Here is a 15,609-nt window from a genome sequence, read left to right as displayed (position 1 = left end):
CTTTTCCGGCTACCGTTCGGAAGCATGTCGGATCGCGTATATCCCCCGGTGATCGCCGCAGCGAAGCTCATGTTCAAGGTGCTGGATTTGCGGATCACCGTCGAGGGGGCGCACCACGTCCCGCGGACCGGTGGAGCGGTGCTGGCGTCCAACCACGTCAGCTACCTCGACTTCATCTTCGCGGGCTACGGCGCCCACCCCTCGAAACGCCTCACGCGGTTCATGGCGAAGCACGAGATCTTCGCCAACAAGATCGCAGGCCCGCTCATGCGCGGCATGCACCACATCCCCGTCGACCGGAGCGCGGGCCAGGCCTCCTACCAGCAGGCCCTGTCCGCGCTCCGCACCGGCGAGGTGGTCGGGATCTTCCCCGAGGCCACCATCAGCCGTTCGTTCACGGTCAAGGACATCAAGTCCGGCGCGAACCGCCTGGCGCACGAGGCCGGCGTCCCGATCATCCCCATGGCCCTGTGGGGCACCCAGAGGCTCTGGACCAAGGGCCGTCCCAAGGACCTGACCCAGCGGCACGTGCCGATCACCATCCTCATCGGCGAGCCGTTCGAGGCCTCCCCCGGCGACTCCGGCGACTCGGTGCTGCGCGAGCGCATGCGGGCCCTGCTCGACACCGCGCAGGCCGGGTACCCGAACGAGCAGGGTGCCTGGTGGGCGCCCGCGCACCTCGGCGGCACCGCGCCGACGCCGGAAGAGGCGGCGAAACTGGACGCCAGAGGCCGCTGAACAGCGGATCCAAGGTTTTCACAAGACCGGTCCTGCACAGTGGCACAGCGCACGTGACATGGTGAGGTGCGACTGGGGGACCTCACCGTTCCGGCGCGAGGATGCGTCAGCGCGGTGTTCGGGGGATCTTCCTCCCCGCAGGAGGAAGATCACCGCGCTGGTGCACCCCCAAGAGGCCGCGGCCGGAGCCGGCTCAGCCCCCCAGGCACCGCTCCGGCCGCCCTCTCAGGCCTCGACGTCCGCCGGTTCCGGCGCGGACTCCCTGCGTTCAGCCGCGGGCTCCACGGGTTCAGCCACGGGCTCAGCAGGTACCGGCGCGGGCTCCACCGCCGCGCGCACAGGTCCGTCGGCGGCCGTGCGCAGCCGCTGCGAGATCACCTGCGAGATGCCGTCACCGCGCATCGAGACGCCGTACAGCGCGTCCGCGATCTCCATGGTCGGCTTCTGGTGCGTGATGATCAGCAGCTGCGACCGGTCCCGCAGCTGCTGGAACAGGCCGATCAACCGGTGCAGGTTCGTGTCGTCCAGCGCCGCCTCGACCTCGTCCATCACGTAGAACGGTGAGGGGCGGGCGCGGAAGATCGCGACCAGCATCGCGACGGCGGCCAGCGACTTCTCGCCACCGGAGAGCAGCGACAGGCGCTTGACCTTCTTGCCGGGCGGGCGGGCCTCGAGCTCGATGCCGGTGGTCAGCATGTCGCCGGGCTCGGTCAGCACCAGACGGCCGTCGCCGCCGGGGAACAGGACCTTGAAGACGATCTCGAACTCGCGCGCCACGTCCTCGTAGGCCAGCGTGAAGACCTCGAGGATCTTGTCGTCGACCTCCTTCACGACGGTGAGCAGGTCGCGTCGGGTGTCCTTGATGTCCTCGAGCTGGGTCGAGAGGAACTTGTAGCGCTCCTCCAGGGCGGCGAACTCCTCCAGCGCGAGCGGGTTCACCTTGCCCAGCAACGACAGGTCGCGCTCGGCGCGCTTGGCGCGGCGGGCCTGGGTGTCGCGGTCGTACGGCATCGGCTGCGGCTCGGAGACCTGCTCGCCGCGTTCCTTGGCCGCCTCGTACTCCGCGAGCTCCGCGGCCGAGGCGGGCACGGGCTGGTCGGGGCCGTACTCGTTGACGAGGTCGTCGAGTCCGATGCCGAAGTCCTCGGAGATCTTGGTCTCCAGCTGCTCGATGCGCAGCCGCTGCTCGGCCCTGAGCACCTCGTCGCGGTGCACGGCGTCGACGAGCTTCTCCAGCTCGCCGGACATCTCGCGGACCAGGTTGCGCACCTGGGTCAGCAACAGCTCGTGCTGGCTGCGGCGTTCCTGGGCCTGGTCGCGTTCGCGGGCGGCACGGGCCAGCGAGACCTCGATGCGTTCCAACGCCTGTTCGCCGCCACGCACCACGGCCTTCGCGACCACGGCCCCGCGCGCACGGTGAGCCGTGGCGCGTGCGTGGCGTTCGCGGGCCTCACGTTCGGCACGTGCGGCACGGCGCAGTGCTTCTGCCTTGCCCTGCACCGCACGCGCGCGTTCCTCGGCGGTGCGCTGCACGAGCCGTGCGTCCATTTCGGCCTGACGGGCGGATGCGAGCTCAGCGGCCAGGTGGTCGCGCTGCTCGGTGTCCGGCTCGTCCTCCAGCGTCTGCTCTTCCTCGGCCATCAGCAGCCGCTCTTCGAGCTCGCCCAGCTTGAGCAGGGCCTCCTCGCGGGACCGCTCGACCTTGGCGCGCTGCTCGCTGATGCGGGCGACCTCGGCCTCGGCGGCCCGTACGGCGGTGGCCATCCGGTTGAGCCGCTCGCCCGAGCGGGCCTGGCGGACCTTGGCCTCCTGCATGGCCTCTTTGACCGCGTCGAGCACCTTGCGGCGGGCTTGCTGCTCCGCGCGAGCACCTTCCAGCGCCGCCGAAGCGTGCTCCAGAGCCCGTTCCGCGGTCGCCAGCTGCTCCTGGGCCTCGTCGACCGCGGCCTGGACCTCGATCACGCTCTGACCCTGGCCGCCCGAGCCGCCGACGGCCCAGTCCGCGCCTAAGAGGTCGCCGTCCCGCGTCACCGCGCGGACGTCCAGGCGAGCCGCGGTGTCCAGGTCGTCCACCACGGCGAGGCGGTCGAGCGCGCGGGCCAGCGCGGGACGCAACGCCTCGGGCGCGTGCACGACGTCGATGGCCCAACGCGCGCCGTGCGGCAGATGCCCCCACCGCGACGTGTCCACAGCGGACCCGCCGGAGCCGATCAGCACGCCCGCGCGTCCGGCGTCCTTCTCCTTCAACAACTTCAGGGCCGCGAGCGCTCCGTCGCCGGACGAGACGGCGACGGCGTCGGCGATCGGACCGAGCGCGGCGGCCAGCGCCACCTCGAAGCCCGGTTCGACGGTGAGCAGCGCCGCGACGGAACCCAGCAGTCCCGGCACGTCCGACGCGAGCAGCGCGCCCGCACCGTCCTTGCGGGTCAAGCCCAACGAGAGCGCGTCGACGCGCGCACGCCACGACGCGATGTCGCGTTCCGCGGTGCGTTCGGCCTTCACCAGCTCCTCGACGCGCTGCCTCGCGGCGTCGTTGGATCGCACGGCCTGGCGGTGGCGTTCGTCGAGGCCGTGGTCGTCCTCGTCCTCGGTGCCGGTGATCTCGCGCGCCTCGGCCAGCTCCATCGACGCGAGCTCGACGCGTTCGGAGGCCTCGGACAGCGTGACGGACAGCCGTTCGATCTCCTCGGCGGTCGCGCTCGTCTTGCTGCGCAACGCTTCCACCTGACCGGACAGGCGGGCGAGCCCCTCCCGGCGGTCGGCGATCGCGCGGACGGCGGCGATGTGCGCCTTCTCCGCCTGCGAGACCATGCGCTCCAGCTCCGACCGCGTCTCCACGGCCTCCGCGAGCGCGATGCGGGCCTCGGTCACGCCTTCGGAGAGCTCCAGCTCCATCTCGGCGGTCTCCTCGGCCTCGCGGTCGAGGTCGTCGGGGTCGCGGCCCCTGCTGGGCGCGTCCACGTCGGCGGACAGGTGCCGTGCGCGTTCGGCGGCGAGCCGGACGGTGCCGCGGAGGCGTTCCTCCAAAGCGGACAACCGGTACCAGGTGTCCTGCGCGGCCTGCAGCTTCGGCGAGTCGGCGGCGACGCGCTCCTCCAGCTCGTTCTGCTGGTACTGCGCCGCCTGCAACGCCTTCTCGACCTCGGCGCGGCGCTCGCGGGCCTTCGCCTCGTCGTGCTCCTCCTGCGCGATGGCCTGCCGCTGCGTCACGAGGTCGTCGGCGAGCAGGCGGAGCTTGCTGTCCCGCAGCTCGGACTGGACGACCTGCGCGCGGCGGGCGATCTCGGCCTGCTTGCCGAGGGGCTTGAGCTGACGGCGCAGCTCGGTGGTGAGGTCGGTGAGGCGCGTCAGGTTCGCCTGCATCGCCTCGAGCTTGCGCAGCGCCTTCTCCTTGCGCTTGCGGTGCTTCAGGACGCCGGCGGCCTCCTCGATGAAGGCGCGGCGTTCCTCCGGCTTGGACTCGAGGATCGCGGCGAGCTGGCCCTGACCGACGATCACGTGCATCTCGCGGCCGATGCCGGAGTCGGACAGCAGCTCCTGGATGTCCATGAGGCGGCACGAGTTGCCGTTGATCTCGTACTCGGTGGCACCCTCGCGGAACATGCGGCGGGTGATCGACACCTCGGTGTAGTCGATCGGCAGCGCGCCATCGGTGTTGTCGATCGTCAGCGTCACCTCGGCACGACCGAGGGGCGCGCGGCCGGACGTGCCGGCGAAGATGACGTCCTCCATCTTGCCGCCGCGCAGGTCCTTGGCGCCCTGCGTGCCCATCACCCAGCGCAGCGCGTCGAGCACGTTGGACTTGCCGGACCCGTTGGGGCCGACCACACAGGTGATGCCGGGCTCGAAGCGCAGCGTGGTAGCCGAGGCGAAGGACTTGAAGCCCTTCAGCGTCAGGCTCTTGAGATGCACGCCGCGCAGAGTACCCAAGCGCCTGCCGCGGACGGGGGAGGCATGGCCTGAGCTGGGCCTCTAAGGACGGAGGGTGACCAGGAGCCCGCTCTCGTCCGATACCTCCAGCCGGTCGATCTCCTCGACCCTGAACGACGTCGAGCCGGGAATCCGCTCGTCAGGGCCGTGCGACGACCCCCACCAGCCGCCGACCTCGCGCTGCCCCCGCCGGTCGAACACGATGACCTTGCAGCGTGCACCGGGTTCGACGTCGCCGAGCTTGAACCACATCTCGGTGCCCCAGGACTTGGAGACCATGGAGACCTCGCCGTCCACGCCGGTGCCGGGGTCCTTCGCCGCCCAGGTCGGCGCCGGCGGGGCCTGCAGGAACAGGATCCCGCCCGCCAGCGCGAACGCGGCGAGCACGGCGGCGCAGGCCAGTGCCACGCGGCGCTGGCGGTTCGGCTTCGGCGGGCAGGAGGGGATCTCGTCGAGGTTCTCGACGTCCTCCGGCGTCAGGCGGCCGAGCAGGCCCGGCAGCGGGGCCAGCCGCAGCATCTCGGCCCGGCAGGCGTCGCAGGCGCCGAGGTGGCGTTCGAACGCGGCTCGTTCCTTCAGGTCGAGCGAGCCGAAGAGGTAGGCGCCGACGTCGACGGTGTGCTGGCAGCTCACGCCCCGGTCACCCCTCTCTCCTCCAGTGCGTCGCGCAGCGCCCGCAGCGCGTAGAAGCAGCGCGACTTGACCGTGCCCGGCGGGATGCCGAGCGTCTTGGCGGCCTCCGCGACGGTGCGGCGGCGGTAGTACAGCTCGATGACGACCGTCCGGTGCTCCGGCGTGAGCGCCCGCAGCGCCGACGCGATCTGCCACGTCTGCAGCACGTGCTCGACCTGGTCGCTGACCGGCGGCAGGTTCACCGGCTCGAGCGGCACCTCGGTCGCACGGGCGTTGCGGCGGCGGTAGCCGGAGATCACCAGGTTCTTCGCGACCGTGTAGAGCCACGGCGCCGCGTCGTCCGGTTTCAGCTCGTCGTGGTGCCGCCACGCGCGGAGCAGGGTCTCCTGGACGACGTCCTCCGCCAGCTGGTAGTCGCCGTCGACCAGCCGCAGCACGTAGTGCAGCAGCGGGCCTCTCCAGCGGTCGTACAGCTGGACGAGGACGTCTTCCGAGGAGTCCACGATCCCCTACTACGCCCTCTCTCCCGGAAAGGTTCAGCGCTCGGCGAAGCCGGTCAGGCCGCCCCGCGCGTCGGACCACTGCTCACCGACCGAGTCGACGTGTCCGGGGGTGTCACCCGAACGAAGAGCCTGCAGCAGTTGTTCACACTTCTCGCGCGGACCCTCCGCGACGACTTCGACCCGCCCGTCCGGCCGGTTCGAAGCGCTCCCGACCAGGCCCAGCTCCAGCGCCCTGGCTCGCGTCCACCAGCGGAAACCCACACCCTGCACCCGTCCACGCACCCAGGCGTTCAGTCGTACGTCCACCTCCGAATGGTGGCGCAGTGACCCAAGGTGACGGATGACGCACTCTGGGGTTGTCACCCATTAGTGGTACGGTCCCGACCCGTGAGTGCCCGCAGTCTCTTACTCGGCCTGCTGATCGGTGCAACCGGTGTCGGCGGTCTCGCCTTCAGCGGTACCTCCCCTCTCGGCATCAGCTTCACGAACGCCGCTCAGCAGGAGAGCTCCGACGCGGCGAACCAGTTCGGAACGGGCGACGCCGCAGCACCGAACACCCAGCCCACGTCCGGCAGCACCGCCGGCGCCGGCACTCCGACCGCCTCGTCGTCCTCCTCCGCTCCCACCACCTCGACGACGACCGGGACGCCCTCTTCTTCTTCGTCCGCGGCTCCCACCACCACGACGACGCCTCCCGAAGCGCCGAAGACCACGGACAACCCGCCCCCGCCGCCGGCAGATCAGACGTCGGAGCAGGCCGTGCTCGCGCTCGTGAACGACGCCCGCGCCGCGAAGGGCTGCAAGGCCCTCGTGATCGACGACCGCATCACGGCCGCCGCCCAGGCGCACAGCACCGACATGGCCACCAAGAAGTACTTCTCGCACACGTCGCAGGACGGCAGGACCTTCGACGTGCGGATGAAGCAGGCCGGCTACCCGAGGCCCGGCGGCGAGAACATCGCGCAGGGCTACCGCACGCCGGCACAGGTCATGGACGGGTGGATGAAGAGCCAGGGCCACCGCGAGAACATCGAGAACTGCAGCTTCACCACCATGGGCGTGGGACTCGACACCCGTGGCTACTACTGGACCCAGAACTTCGGCCGCTGACGTTTCGAGCAGGGGAAACTTCGTGTACGAGAGCCCGGAACCGGACTCGCGCTCGCGCTTCTACCGCGGTGCACCTCAGGTCGTCCTCGCCGCGTCGGGCGTGGTGCTGGCCACCGTCTTCGCCGCCGTCGCCTCGCTCGCCGCGGGGTCGGACTCCGCGACCGAGTCGCCGGCCACGCAGCCTCCGCGCAAGGAGGCCGTGAAGGACGCGCTGAGCATCGTGCCGACGTCCTCAGCGACGTCGTCCGCGCAGGTGACGTCGACGTCGTCCGCGCCGGAGACCACCACCTCGACGACCACGACGACGAAGAAGCAGACGCGCGTCACGACCATCACGCGTCCCGACGGCACGACGACCACGGTCACGACCGATGACCCGCCGCCGGTGAACACGTCGACGTCGACCACGACGACCAACAACAACACCACGACGACCGAGCCGGTGACCACCACCACGACGACGACCAACCCGGTGACAACGAGTTCAACGCCGTAGGGTTACGCCAGTCATCACGCTGTGACGTAGAGCTACACGAAGGTGTGGCGACACTGAGGCGTTGGTGTGTTTCCGCCGATAACTCGAACGCAAGTCCATCCGACCGGGTTTCCCACGAGGAGATGGGTGTGTTCGAGGAAGATCATTCGCAGTCACCGGACGCCGGGCAGGCGCCCCCGAAGAAGCGCGCGGGCACCGCGGTGGTGCTGGCCGCGGGCGGCGTGGTGGTAGCCACGCTGTTCGCCACGGTGGCGTCCATGCTCGCCGCGTCCGGCAACGAGGCGGCCCCGGAGCGCACGGCCGCCGACGTCGTCCAGACGATCACGAGTGTCGCACCGGACGGCAGCACGAGCACGGTGGTGGTGACCGTGTCGTCGGGCGCGCCGAAGTCCTCCGCGAAGTCCTCCGCGACGCCGGACCGCAAGCAGGCCGCCCGGCAGCAGGAGCAGCCGAAGCCGGCCCAGGACCAGCCGCAGGTGACGGCCAACCCCGCCGCGCCGACGCAGAGCAATCCGCCCTCGTCCTGGCCGGAACCGCCGGCGTCGACCTCGTCCTCGGTGACGGCCGAGCCGCCGGTGTCCTCGTCGTCGGCATCGGCGTCGCCCGAGCCGAAGCCCTAGAGTTCGAACCGGTAGCCCATGCCGGGCTCGGTGAGCAGGTGCCGGGGCCGCGCGGGCTCCGGTTCCAGCTTGCGCCGCAGCTGCGCCAGGTACACCCGCAGGTAGTGGGTCTCCTTCTCGTAGGCGGGACCCCACACCTCGCGCAGCAGCTGCTTCTGGGCGACGAGCTTGCCCGCGTTGCGCGCGAGGACCTCCAGCAGCCCCCACTCGGTGGGTGTGAGGTGCACCTCCGCCCCGTCCTTGAGCACGCGCTTGGCCGCGAGGTCGACGGTGAACGAGGCGGTCTGCACGGTCGGTCCGTCCTCGGGCCCCGCGACGGCCGAACGGCGGACGGCGGCCCTGAGGCGTGCGAGAAGCTCATCCATGCCGAATGGTTTCGTCACGTAGTCGTCCGCGCCGGCGTCCAGGGCGTCGACCTTGTCGGCCGAGTCGGTGCGGGCGGAGAGCACGATGATCGGCAGGGTGGTCCAGCCGCGCAGGCCCGCGATGACGTCCGTGCCGTCCATGTCCGGCAGGCCCAGGTCCAGCACGACGACGTCCGGCTTGCCGTCGGCCGCGAGCTTCAGGGCCGTGACGCCGTCGTGAGCCGTGAGCACCTCGTAGCCGCGGGCGGAGAGGTTGATCCGCAGCGCGCGCACGATCTGCGGCTCGTCGTCGACCACCAGCACTTTCGTCATGCAGCCCTCTCATCGGCCGGGAGCGAGATCACCACGGTGAGGCCGCCGCCGGGCGTGTCCTCCATCGTGATCGTGCCCCCCATCGCCTCGGTGAAGCCCTTCGCCACGCTCAGACCGAGACCAACGCCACCCGGCGTGCGGTCACCGAGGCGCTGGAACGGGGCGAACACCTCGGCCGCCGCTCCCCTGGGCAGCCCGCGACCGCGGTCCACGACGCGAAGCTCCACGTCGTCGCCGTGGGTGCTCGCCCGCAGCGCGACCGCACCGGCGTAGCGCAGCGCGTTGCCGACGACGTTCGCGATCACCCGTTCGAGCAGCCCGACGTCGGCGCGCACGGGCGGCAGCGACTCGGGGACGTCGACCTCGATGTCGCCGCTCAGGCCGCTCAGCGCCCGCGCCACGGCCTCGTAGAAGCCGACCGCGCGGAACTGCGGCTCGACGGCGCCCGTCGCCAGACGGGACGAGTCGAGCAGGTTGTCGACCAGGCCGGTGAGGCGGTCCGCCGACTCCTCGACCGCTTCCAGCAGCTCCGCCGTGTCCTCGTCGGACAGGTGGAGCTCCGGGTCCCTGAGCGAGCCCACGGACGCCTTGATGGTGGTGAGCGGTGTGCGGAGGTCGTGGCCGACGGCGCTCAGCAGGGCCGTGCGCAGTTCCGTGCGGGACGCCTGCCGTTGGGCTTCGAGCGCCTGGTCCGCCATGCGTTGCTGCCTCAACGCGAGCAACGCCTGACCTGCGGCCGCTTCCAGCACTCGACGGTCGGAGGCGGGCAACGAGCGCCCTCGTAGCGCGAGGTGCACGTCCGGGGTCACGGCGATGTCGGCATCGGCCTCGTCGGGCTCGTCACACGGGCTCGCGCCGACGCACGCAACGCGTTCCCACTCGCCGTCGACTCGTTCCAGCAGTGCGACAGACGTGAGGCCGAAGTTCTCCTTCACCTTCTCCAGCAGGCGCGCGAGCGGATAGGGGTTCGTCAGCACGGTGCGCGCGTACGACGCTAGGAGCGTCGCCTCGGTGCGTGCGCGCGCTGCCTGCGTGGCACGACGAGCGGCGTAGTCCACCACCAACGCCGTGGAGACGCCCACGACGATCATCGCGAAGAACGTGAGGACGTTCTGCTGCGCGTCGATGGTGAACGTGTAGAAGGGCTCGGTGAAGAAGAAGTTCAGCAGCAACGCGCTGACCAGCGCCGCCGCGATCGCCGGCCCCAGTCCGCCGACGATCGCCACCACGAGGGTGACCAGCAGGTAGGCGATGACGTTGGTGGAGAAGTTCAGGCTGCCGCGCATCGACGCGCCGGCCGCTGTGACCAGCGCGGGCCCCACCACCGCCAGGAACCAGCCCCACGCGAGCCTGCTCGGCTTCAACGGACTGCTCGCGAACCGTGCGCGCCAACCAGTGCTCGTCGTCTCGTGCGTGACCATGTGGACGTCGATCGCGCCGGACTCCCGTACGACCGTGGAGCCGATCCCTGCCGAGAACACGCGTGCGAGCCGTGAACGGCGTGATGTGCCGACTACGAGCTGAGTGGCGTTCACGCCGCGTGAGAACTCCAGCAACGCCGTAGGCACGTCATCGCCCACGACCGTGTGGAACGTGGCGCCGACGTCCTCGGTGAGCGTGCGGTACCTCTGCAGGGCGTGCGGGTCAGCGCCAGCGAGCCCGTCGCCCCTGAGGACGTGCACGACGAGCAGGTCGCCACCAGCGCGCGTGGCGATGCGGCGCGCGCGACGGATGAGTGTCTCGCTCTCCTTGCCGCCGGTGATGGCGACGACGACTCGTTCGCGCGTTTCCCACGTGTCCGTGATCTGCTGCTCGGTGCGGTAGCGCATCAGGGCGACGTCGACCTGGTCCGCGAGCCATAGCAGTGCGAGCTCGCGCAACGCCGTGAGGTTGCCGACCCGGAAGTAGTTGCCCAGGGCCGCATCGATCTTGTTCGCGCCGTAGACGTCGCCGTGGGCGAGCCGGCGGCGCAGCGCTTCGGGTGTCAGGTCGACGAGCTGCGTCTGGTCGGCCCTGCGCACGACCTCGTCCGGCACGGTCTCCCGCTGCGTGATGCCCGTGATGCGGTGGACGACGTCGTTGAGCGACTCCAGGTGCTGGATGTTCACCGTGGACAGGACGTCGATGCCGGCTTCGAGGAGTTCCTCGACGTCCTGCCACCTCTTCGCATTGCGCGATCCCGGCGCGTTCGTGTGCGCCAGTTCGTCAACAACGGCAACTTCGGGAGCGCGTCTCAGCACGGCGTCGACGTCCATCTCCTCGAGTTCCACGCCGCGGTGCACGAAGTGTGCGCGAGGGACCATTTCCAGGCCCTCGACCAGTCCGGCGGTCTTCGCACGCCCGTGGGTCTCGACAAATCCCATGACCACATCTGTGCCGCGTTCCCGCCGTCGGTGCGCCTCGCTGAGCATGGCGAACGTTTTTCCGACACCGGGAGCGGCGCCGAGGTAGATGCGGAGCTCGCCACGCCTGGGTTTCGCACTCACCGGCCCAGTCTGCCCCTGTCCTCACCTGAGCCGTTCAGGGGTATCGATTGGGCCACCTGGTCACACGAGTGTGCCTTCCCACAGTTCTGTCGAGAGATCTGTCCTGTTGAACCACGCTTCAGCAGGGCATCCGTTCGAGTGAGCACCATCGCGCTTTTTACGGCGTTTACCAGCACATTCAAGTGTTCTGGGCGCGCGGTGTGACTCCGCGCGTCACCACAACGGCCGAATGGGTTATCGGCAGTTGGCGGATAGCGCGCAGAGGGTGAATGAGGGAAAGTTCCAGGGTTCGTGTCCGAATTCGGACAATCACATGCGCGCGGAGAAACGATGCCCACCACCGTCACCAACCACGAGGCACTTCAACTCGTGGTGGCCGTGCACCGGCTGGTGCGAAGTCTTCGGCAGGCCGCTCCGGCCCGCCGTTTGCAACCCACCCAGTTATTGGTGCTGTCCGAACTGAGCGCCCACGGCCCGATGCGAATCGGCGAGATCGCGGTGCGCGCGCTGTGTTCGCAGCCGACCGCGACAACCGTCGTGACCAGCCTGGAGTCCACCGGCCTCGTACGCAGGGAGCCCGATGCCGCAGATGGCAGGGCGACGATAGTCGTGCTCACCGAAGTCGGCCGCGACACGATCGCGTCACTTGCTCACGGCGAAGCCGAACTAATGAGTGAAAGAATGGCGGAGCTTTCCCCAGAAGACAGGGAACACCTGCGCTCGGCGATGCCGATATTGCGCCACCTGGCCGAACCGCAGGAGAACAAGTAGGAGCGGGACCCCCCGACGAGGTCCCGCTCCAGGATTTACTTGCTGGGTGACACGGAAGTAGGTGGCACCGAGCTGGAAGGCGTGCTCTCCGAACTCGACGGCGGAGTGGTCCGAGATGTCGATGACGGAGCGGATGCGCTCGGTGCCACCGTGTAACAAACACCGTTCTCATAGCTGATCTTCGGCCGCGGATACCGATTTGCCGGAATCGCCGGCTGCGGGTCGTCGCTCGCGCAGCCGTCGTAATACCGCCGCGCGTTGATCGGCTGACCGTCCTGGTCGTACAGCAGCACGTTCGTGAGCAGCTTGCCGTTCTCGTCGTACGCGTAGATGTTCTCGTACGTCTCCATGACAGGTCCCGAATACGAGGACCGCGAGGCGTTGTAGCCGAGCTGTCCCGCCGTCACGTCGATGATCTGGACCAGCAGTCCCACCGCCAACGCCGACGCGGGCAGGCTGAACCACAGCCACCGCCGGTCGGTCTGGGCCCGCGGCCCGGCGAACACCGACATCACGGCGACCGCGGCGATGACGAGGAACCCGAGGATGTCGCGGCCGGCGAGCAGCACGGCCCCGAGCCCGAGCAGCACGGCCCGCACCAGCCACCACGCGGGCTGCAAGGTTCGCAGGTAGGTGATCGCCCTGTCAGCGGGCGTACCCGCCTCCGGCGTCAGCCACTTCTTGAGCTTGATCGTCTCCGGCAGGTTCATGATCTCCTGCTGCGACGGCCCCCTGTCGTTCACGAGCGCCAGGCTCAGCACGAGGATCACCGCCGGCAGCAGCAACACCGCCGGCTCCTTGAGCGCGGCCGCCCCCGCGAGCAACGTGACCCCGGTGGCCACCGCCAGCCCCCAGGCCGCCGCCCGCGGACGGGTCAGCAGCTGCCTCTTCGTGGTGACCGGCAACCGCTCGGTCTTCGGCGGGTAGCCGGCGGCCTGCCGGAGCTCCTGCGCGTACCGCTCGGGCGACCCGAGCCGCTGCTCGACGGTCTCGTTCTCGCCGAGTTCCGTGGACAGCTCGGCGATGTGCGCCTCGACGTCCTCCATGATCTCGGCGACCTCGCTGGGCGGCAGGTCGTCCAGGGCCGCACGCATTCCAGCCAGGTAGTGCTCGACGCCGAGCGCTTGCGTGTTCATGCCGCGACCTCCTCGAGCAGGCCGTCCAGCGTGCTGGCGAACGACCTCCACGTCTCCCTCGACTCAGCCAGGCGCACCCGCCCGGTCTCGTTGATGCTGTAGTACTTCCGGTGCGGTCCCTCTTCGCTGGGCACGACGTACGAGGTCAGCATCCCCGCGTTGTAGAGCCGCCGCAGCGTCCCGTACACCGACGCGTCGCCCACGTCGTTCAACCCCCCGGCGCGCAGTCTGCGCACCACGTCGTACCCGTACCCGTCGTCCTTGCGCAGAACCGCAAGGACGGCCAGGTCGAGCACCCCCTTGAGCAACTGACTGGTGTCCATGGCCCCTCCCGCCCGCTCTTACGCCGTGGACAGTACTACGCATCGCGCAGTACTGTCCAACGCGTGGTTCCGACCGATGTCACCGCAGGTGGGAAGGGGTCACTCACAGGACGTTCCGGCGCGTGCGCCGGTTGTCACCGCGAGGATGAACCGCGGAAGAAGCGCCTCAAGCCCTCGGGCGAGGCTGGCAACGCGGGCACGAGAACGAGGACCGGTTCATGAACGGCTCTCGGATCATCGCCGCCCCGCACCGCTTGCACGGCCGGTTCTCCTGGCCGTAAGCGTTCAGGGACCGGTCGAAGTACCCGGACTGCCCGTTGATGTTGACGTACAACGCGTCGAAGGAGGTCCCGCCCTGCCCGAGCGCCTCACGCATCACGTCGGTGGCGTGGTCCAGCACCTCGGCGGCCTTCGGGCGCGACAACTTGTCCGTCATCCGCGTGCCGTGCAGGCGGGCGCGCCACAGTGCCTCGTCGGCGTAGATGTTGCCGATCCCGGACACGAGGGTCTGGTCCAGCAAGGCGCGTTTGATCTCCGTGTGACGCAGGCGCAACGCGCGCACGGCAGCATCACGGGAGAAGAGAGGGTCCATCGGGTCGCGGGCTATGTGCGCGACCGAGTCGGGCACCAGGGTCCCGTCGACCTCGACGAGTTCGGCCAGGGCCAGACCGCCGAAGGTGCGCTGATCGACGAACCGGAGTTCAGGACCGTCGTCAGCGAACCGGAAGCGGACGCGCAGGTGCTTCTCGTCGGGAGCCGACGAGGGTTGCACGAGCATTTGGCCGCTCATGCCCAGGTGGGCGAGCATGGCGGCTTTGTCGGCCAGTTCGACCCAGAGGTACTTCCCACGCCGCCTGGCCGCGGCCATGGGCTGGCCGGCCAGGCGCGCGCAGAAGTCCAAGGCACCCAGGTCGTGCCGGCGAATGGCTCTCGGGTGCAACACCTCTACCGAGGAGATGACCCGGCCGGCGACGTGGGCTTCGAGGCCGAGGCGTACTACCTCGACCTCTGGGAGTTCGGGCACGTCAGGCTTCGGACTTGCCCTCGTCGACGGGCTGCGCCTCGATCACGGCGGCCTGCGGCTTGGTGGGCTTGAGCACCCACACGCCCGCGCGGCTCGTGTCCCTGACCAGCACAAGTCCCTGGATTCCTCCGCTGCGGGAGGTGTTCACCGGGCCGCGAGCGGAGCGCGTGCGGCGGTTCGTGCGGTACCTGGTCGCATACATCGCGTGTCTCAGTCTTCCTCGGATGGGAGGGTCCCTGGCGTCGCCGAGGCGCCGTTCTGTCCGTTGGTGGTCTTGACCGGCTGCTGCTCGGCCTTGACCCGTTCCGACAGAACATGATAGGCCGCTTCCGCGGCTTTCTGCTCGGCTTCCTTCTTGGTGCGCCCATCACCCTTGCCGTAGGGCTGGCCACCGACGAGCACCGTGGCGGTGAACTCCTTGCGGTGGTCCGGCCCCTGGTCGTCCACGCGGTACTCCGGGACGCCGAGACTGGCTTGAGCGGTGAGCTCCTGCAGGCTTGTCTTCCAGTCCAGTCCAGCACCCAGAAGCGGAGCTTTGGCCAAGAGTGGATCGAACAGCCGGTGAACGAACGTCCGTGCGGTATCGATACCGAACTGCAGGTACACCGCACCGATGACGGCCTCCAGGCCGTCAGCGAGAATGCTCGCCTTGTCCCTGCCGCCGGTCAGTTCTTCGCCACGACCGAGGAGCAGGTGTGCGCCCAGCCCGCCAGGCCCGAGGACACGCGCCACGCCGGCCAGTGCGTGCATGTTGACCACGCTGGCGCGGAGCTTCGCGAGCTGACCTTCGGGAAGGTCGGGATGGGTGCGGTAGAGGTGGTCGGTGACGACCAGCCCCAGCACGGCGTCTCCCAGGAACTCGAGACGCTCGTTCGGCGGAAGTCCGCCGTTCTCATACGCGTAGGACCTGTGGGTGAGCGCAAGTCCGAGCAGCTCGGCGTCCAACTCGACGCCGAGCGCTTCGGACAAGGTCGCGCGGTCACCTTGCGGAGCGCGCGGCGGCTTTCCCCCCACTGCGAAACCGAGGAGATCAGGCCGGCTGAGCGACCTGGCGGCCAGCGTACTGACCACAGGCCGGGCAGGCGACGTGCTGCGGCTTCGGCTGGCGGCAAGCCTTGTTGGAGCACGCCACCAGGTGCACGGCAGACGTCTTCCACTGGGA

17 protein-coding genes are annotated in these 15,609 nt (G+C 69.5%); 4 read left to right on the top strand and 13 right to left on the bottom strand.

Annotation, left to right across the window (positions count from 1 at the left end):
- Positions 1 to 24 precede the first annotated feature (24 nt).
- Positions 25 to 738: a lysophospholipid acyltransferase family protein gene (locus VM306_RS21090; RefSeq protein ID WP_325517655.1), complete on the top strand. Its 714-nt coding sequence runs from the start codon at positions 25 to 27 to the stop codon at positions 736 to 738.
- 225 nt (positions 739 to 963) lie between these two features.
- Here the strand turns inward: VM306_RS21090 and smc are convergent, their stop codons facing one another.
- Genes smc through VM306_RS21070 form a run of 4 tightly spaced genes read right to left on the bottom strand, consistent with a single transcriptional unit; the run spans position 964 to position 6,110 of the window.
- On the bottom strand, positions 964 to 4,650 hold the full coding sequence (smc, locus tag VM306_RS21085) for a chromosome segregation protein SMC (RefSeq protein ID WP_325517652.1): 3,687 nt from the start codon (positions 4,648 to 4,650) through the stop codon (positions 964 to 966).
- A gap of 60 nt (positions 4,651 to 4,710) precedes the next feature.
- Positions 4,711 to 5,301 (bottom strand): zf-HC2 domain-containing protein, encoded by a 591-nt coding sequence (locus tag VM306_RS21080; RefSeq protein WP_325517650.1) that lies wholly within the window; start codon positions 5,299 to 5,301, stop codon positions 4,711 to 4,713.
- On the bottom strand, positions 5,298 to 5,804 hold the full coding sequence (locus VM306_RS21075) for a sigma-70 family RNA polymerase sigma factor (RefSeq protein WP_325517648.1): 507 nt from the start codon (positions 5,802 to 5,804) through the stop codon (positions 5,298 to 5,300). The genes VM306_RS21080 and VM306_RS21075 overlap by 4 nt, the downstream gene beginning before the upstream one ends.
- A 33-nt stretch (positions 5,805 to 5,837) precedes the next feature.
- Positions 5,838 to 6,110, bottom strand: coding sequence for an acylphosphatase (locus VM306_RS21070; RefSeq protein ID WP_325517646.1), 273 nt, complete (start codon positions 6,108 to 6,110; stop codon positions 5,838 to 5,840).
- An 81-nt stretch (positions 6,111 to 6,191) separates the two neighbouring features.
- Here VM306_RS21070 and VM306_RS21065 point away from each other — a divergent pair, with 81 nt between their 5' ends.
- A complete protein-coding gene (locus tag VM306_RS21065; protein WP_325517644.1) occupies positions 6,192 to 6,914 on the top strand; it encodes a CAP domain-containing protein in 723 nt (240 codons plus the stop codon).
- Positions 6,915 to 6,989: 75 nt separating this feature from the next.
- Here the strand turns inward: VM306_RS21065 and VM306_RS21060 are convergent, their stop codons facing one another.
- Entirely contained in the window at positions 6,990 to 7,382 is a 393-nt protein-coding gene (locus VM306_RS21060) for a hypothetical protein (RefSeq protein WP_325517643.1), read from the bottom strand.
- Positions 7,383 to 7,538: 156 nt separating this feature from the next.
- Between VM306_RS21060 and VM306_RS21055 the strand changes: the two genes are divergently transcribed.
- Positions 7,539 to 8,030 carry a hypothetical protein gene (locus VM306_RS21055; protein WP_325517641.1) on the top strand — a complete coding sequence of 164 codons (492 nt, stop codon included), beginning with the start codon at positions 7,539 to 7,541 and terminating at the stop codon, positions 8,028 to 8,030.
- On the opposite strand, the gene VM306_RS21050 is transcribed toward VM306_RS21055, so the two are convergent.
- Entirely contained in the window at positions 8,027 to 8,707 is a 681-nt protein-coding gene (locus VM306_RS21050; RefSeq protein WP_325517639.1) for a response regulator, read from the bottom strand. The two genes, VM306_RS21055 and VM306_RS21050, sit on opposite strands and share 4 nt — an antisense overlap.
- Entirely contained in the window at positions 8,704 to 11,193 is a 2,490-nt protein-coding gene (locus tag VM306_RS21045; RefSeq protein WP_325517637.1) for a sensor histidine kinase, read from the bottom strand. Before VM306_RS21045 ends, VM306_RS21050 begins: the two co-directional genes overlap by 4 nt.
- Before the next feature lie 330 nt (positions 11,194 to 11,523).
- On the opposite strand from VM306_RS21045, the gene VM306_RS21040 reads away from it, so the two are divergent.
- Positions 11,524 to 11,964: a MarR family winged helix-turn-helix transcriptional regulator gene (locus tag VM306_RS21040; RefSeq protein ID WP_325517633.1), complete on the top strand. Its 441-nt coding sequence runs from the start codon at positions 11,524 to 11,526 to the stop codon at positions 11,962 to 11,964.
- A gap of 35 nt (positions 11,965 to 11,999) precedes the next feature.
- Here the strand turns inward: VM306_RS21040 and VM306_RS21035 are convergent, their stop codons facing one another.
- From VM306_RS21035 to rpmF, 6 genes are all read right to left on the bottom strand, one after another.
- The gene (locus VM306_RS21035) at positions 12,000 to 13,100 is read right to left on the bottom strand and encodes a DUF1700 domain-containing protein (protein ID WP_325517629.1); all 1,101 of its coding nucleotides are present in this window, start codon (positions 13,098 to 13,100) and stop codon (positions 12,000 to 12,002) included.
- A complete protein-coding gene (locus VM306_RS21030) occupies positions 13,097 to 13,423 on the bottom strand; it encodes a PadR family transcriptional regulator (RefSeq protein WP_086660750.1) in 327 nt (108 codons plus the stop codon). The genes VM306_RS21035 and VM306_RS21030 overlap by 4 nt, the downstream gene beginning before the upstream one ends.
- A 166-nt stretch (positions 13,424 to 13,589) precedes the next feature.
- Entirely contained in the window at positions 13,590 to 14,447 is an 858-nt protein-coding gene (mutM, locus tag VM306_RS21025) for a bifunctional DNA-formamidopyrimidine glycosylase/DNA-(apurinic or apyrimidinic site) lyase (protein ID WP_325517622.1), read from the bottom strand.
- 1 nt (position 14,448) lies between these two features.
- Positions 14,449 to 14,649: a hypothetical protein gene (locus VM306_RS21020; RefSeq protein ID WP_325517619.1), complete on the bottom strand. Its 201-nt coding sequence runs from the start codon at positions 14,647 to 14,649 to the stop codon at positions 14,449 to 14,451.
- Between the two features lie 8 nt (positions 14,650 to 14,657).
- Positions 14,658 to 15,461 carry a ribonuclease III gene (gene rnc, locus VM306_RS21015; RefSeq protein WP_414672424.1) on the bottom strand — a complete coding sequence of 268 codons (804 nt, stop codon included), beginning with the start codon at positions 15,459 to 15,461 and terminating at the stop codon, positions 14,658 to 14,660.
- Between the two features lie 16 nt (positions 15,462 to 15,477).
- A partial coding sequence (rpmF, locus tag VM306_RS21010; RefSeq protein ID WP_325517691.1) for a 50S ribosomal protein L32 occupies positions 15,478 to 15,609 on the bottom strand: 132 nt, incomplete at its 5' end.

The organism is Lentzea sp., assembly GCF_035525475.1.
In the GTDB taxonomy this organism is placed as follows: domain Bacteria; phylum Actinomycetota; class Actinomycetes; order Mycobacteriales; family Pseudonocardiaceae; genus Lentzea.
Note: the sequence above shows the minus strand (reverse complement) of the source record. Positions and strands in the feature narration are given on the sequence as shown.

Bases quoted from the DNA above. Each gene is read 5' to 3' on its own strand.
- VM306_RS21090 (WP_325517655.1), top strand. From the start codon at position 25: ATGTCGGATCGCGTATATCCCCCGGTGATCGCCGCAGCGAAGCTCATG.
- VM306_RS21050 (WP_325517639.1), bottom strand. From the start codon at position 8,707: ATGACGAAAGTGCTGGTGGTCGACGACGAGCCGCAGATCGTGCGCGCG.
- VM306_RS21040 (WP_325517633.1), top strand. From the start codon at position 11,524: ATGCCCACCACCGTCACCAACCACGAGGCACTTCAACTCGTGGTGGCC.
- VM306_RS21035 (WP_325517629.1), bottom strand. From the start codon at position 13,100: ATGAACACGCAAGCGCTCGGCGTCGAGCACTACCTGGCTGGAATGCGT.
- VM306_RS21030 (WP_086660750.1), bottom strand. From the start codon at position 13,423: ATGGACACCAGTCAGTTGCTCAAGGGGGTGCTCGACCTGGCCGTCCTT.
- VM306_RS21020 (WP_325517619.1), bottom strand. From the start codon at position 14,649: ATGTATGCGACCAGGTACCGCACGAACCGCCGCACGCGCTCCGCTCGC.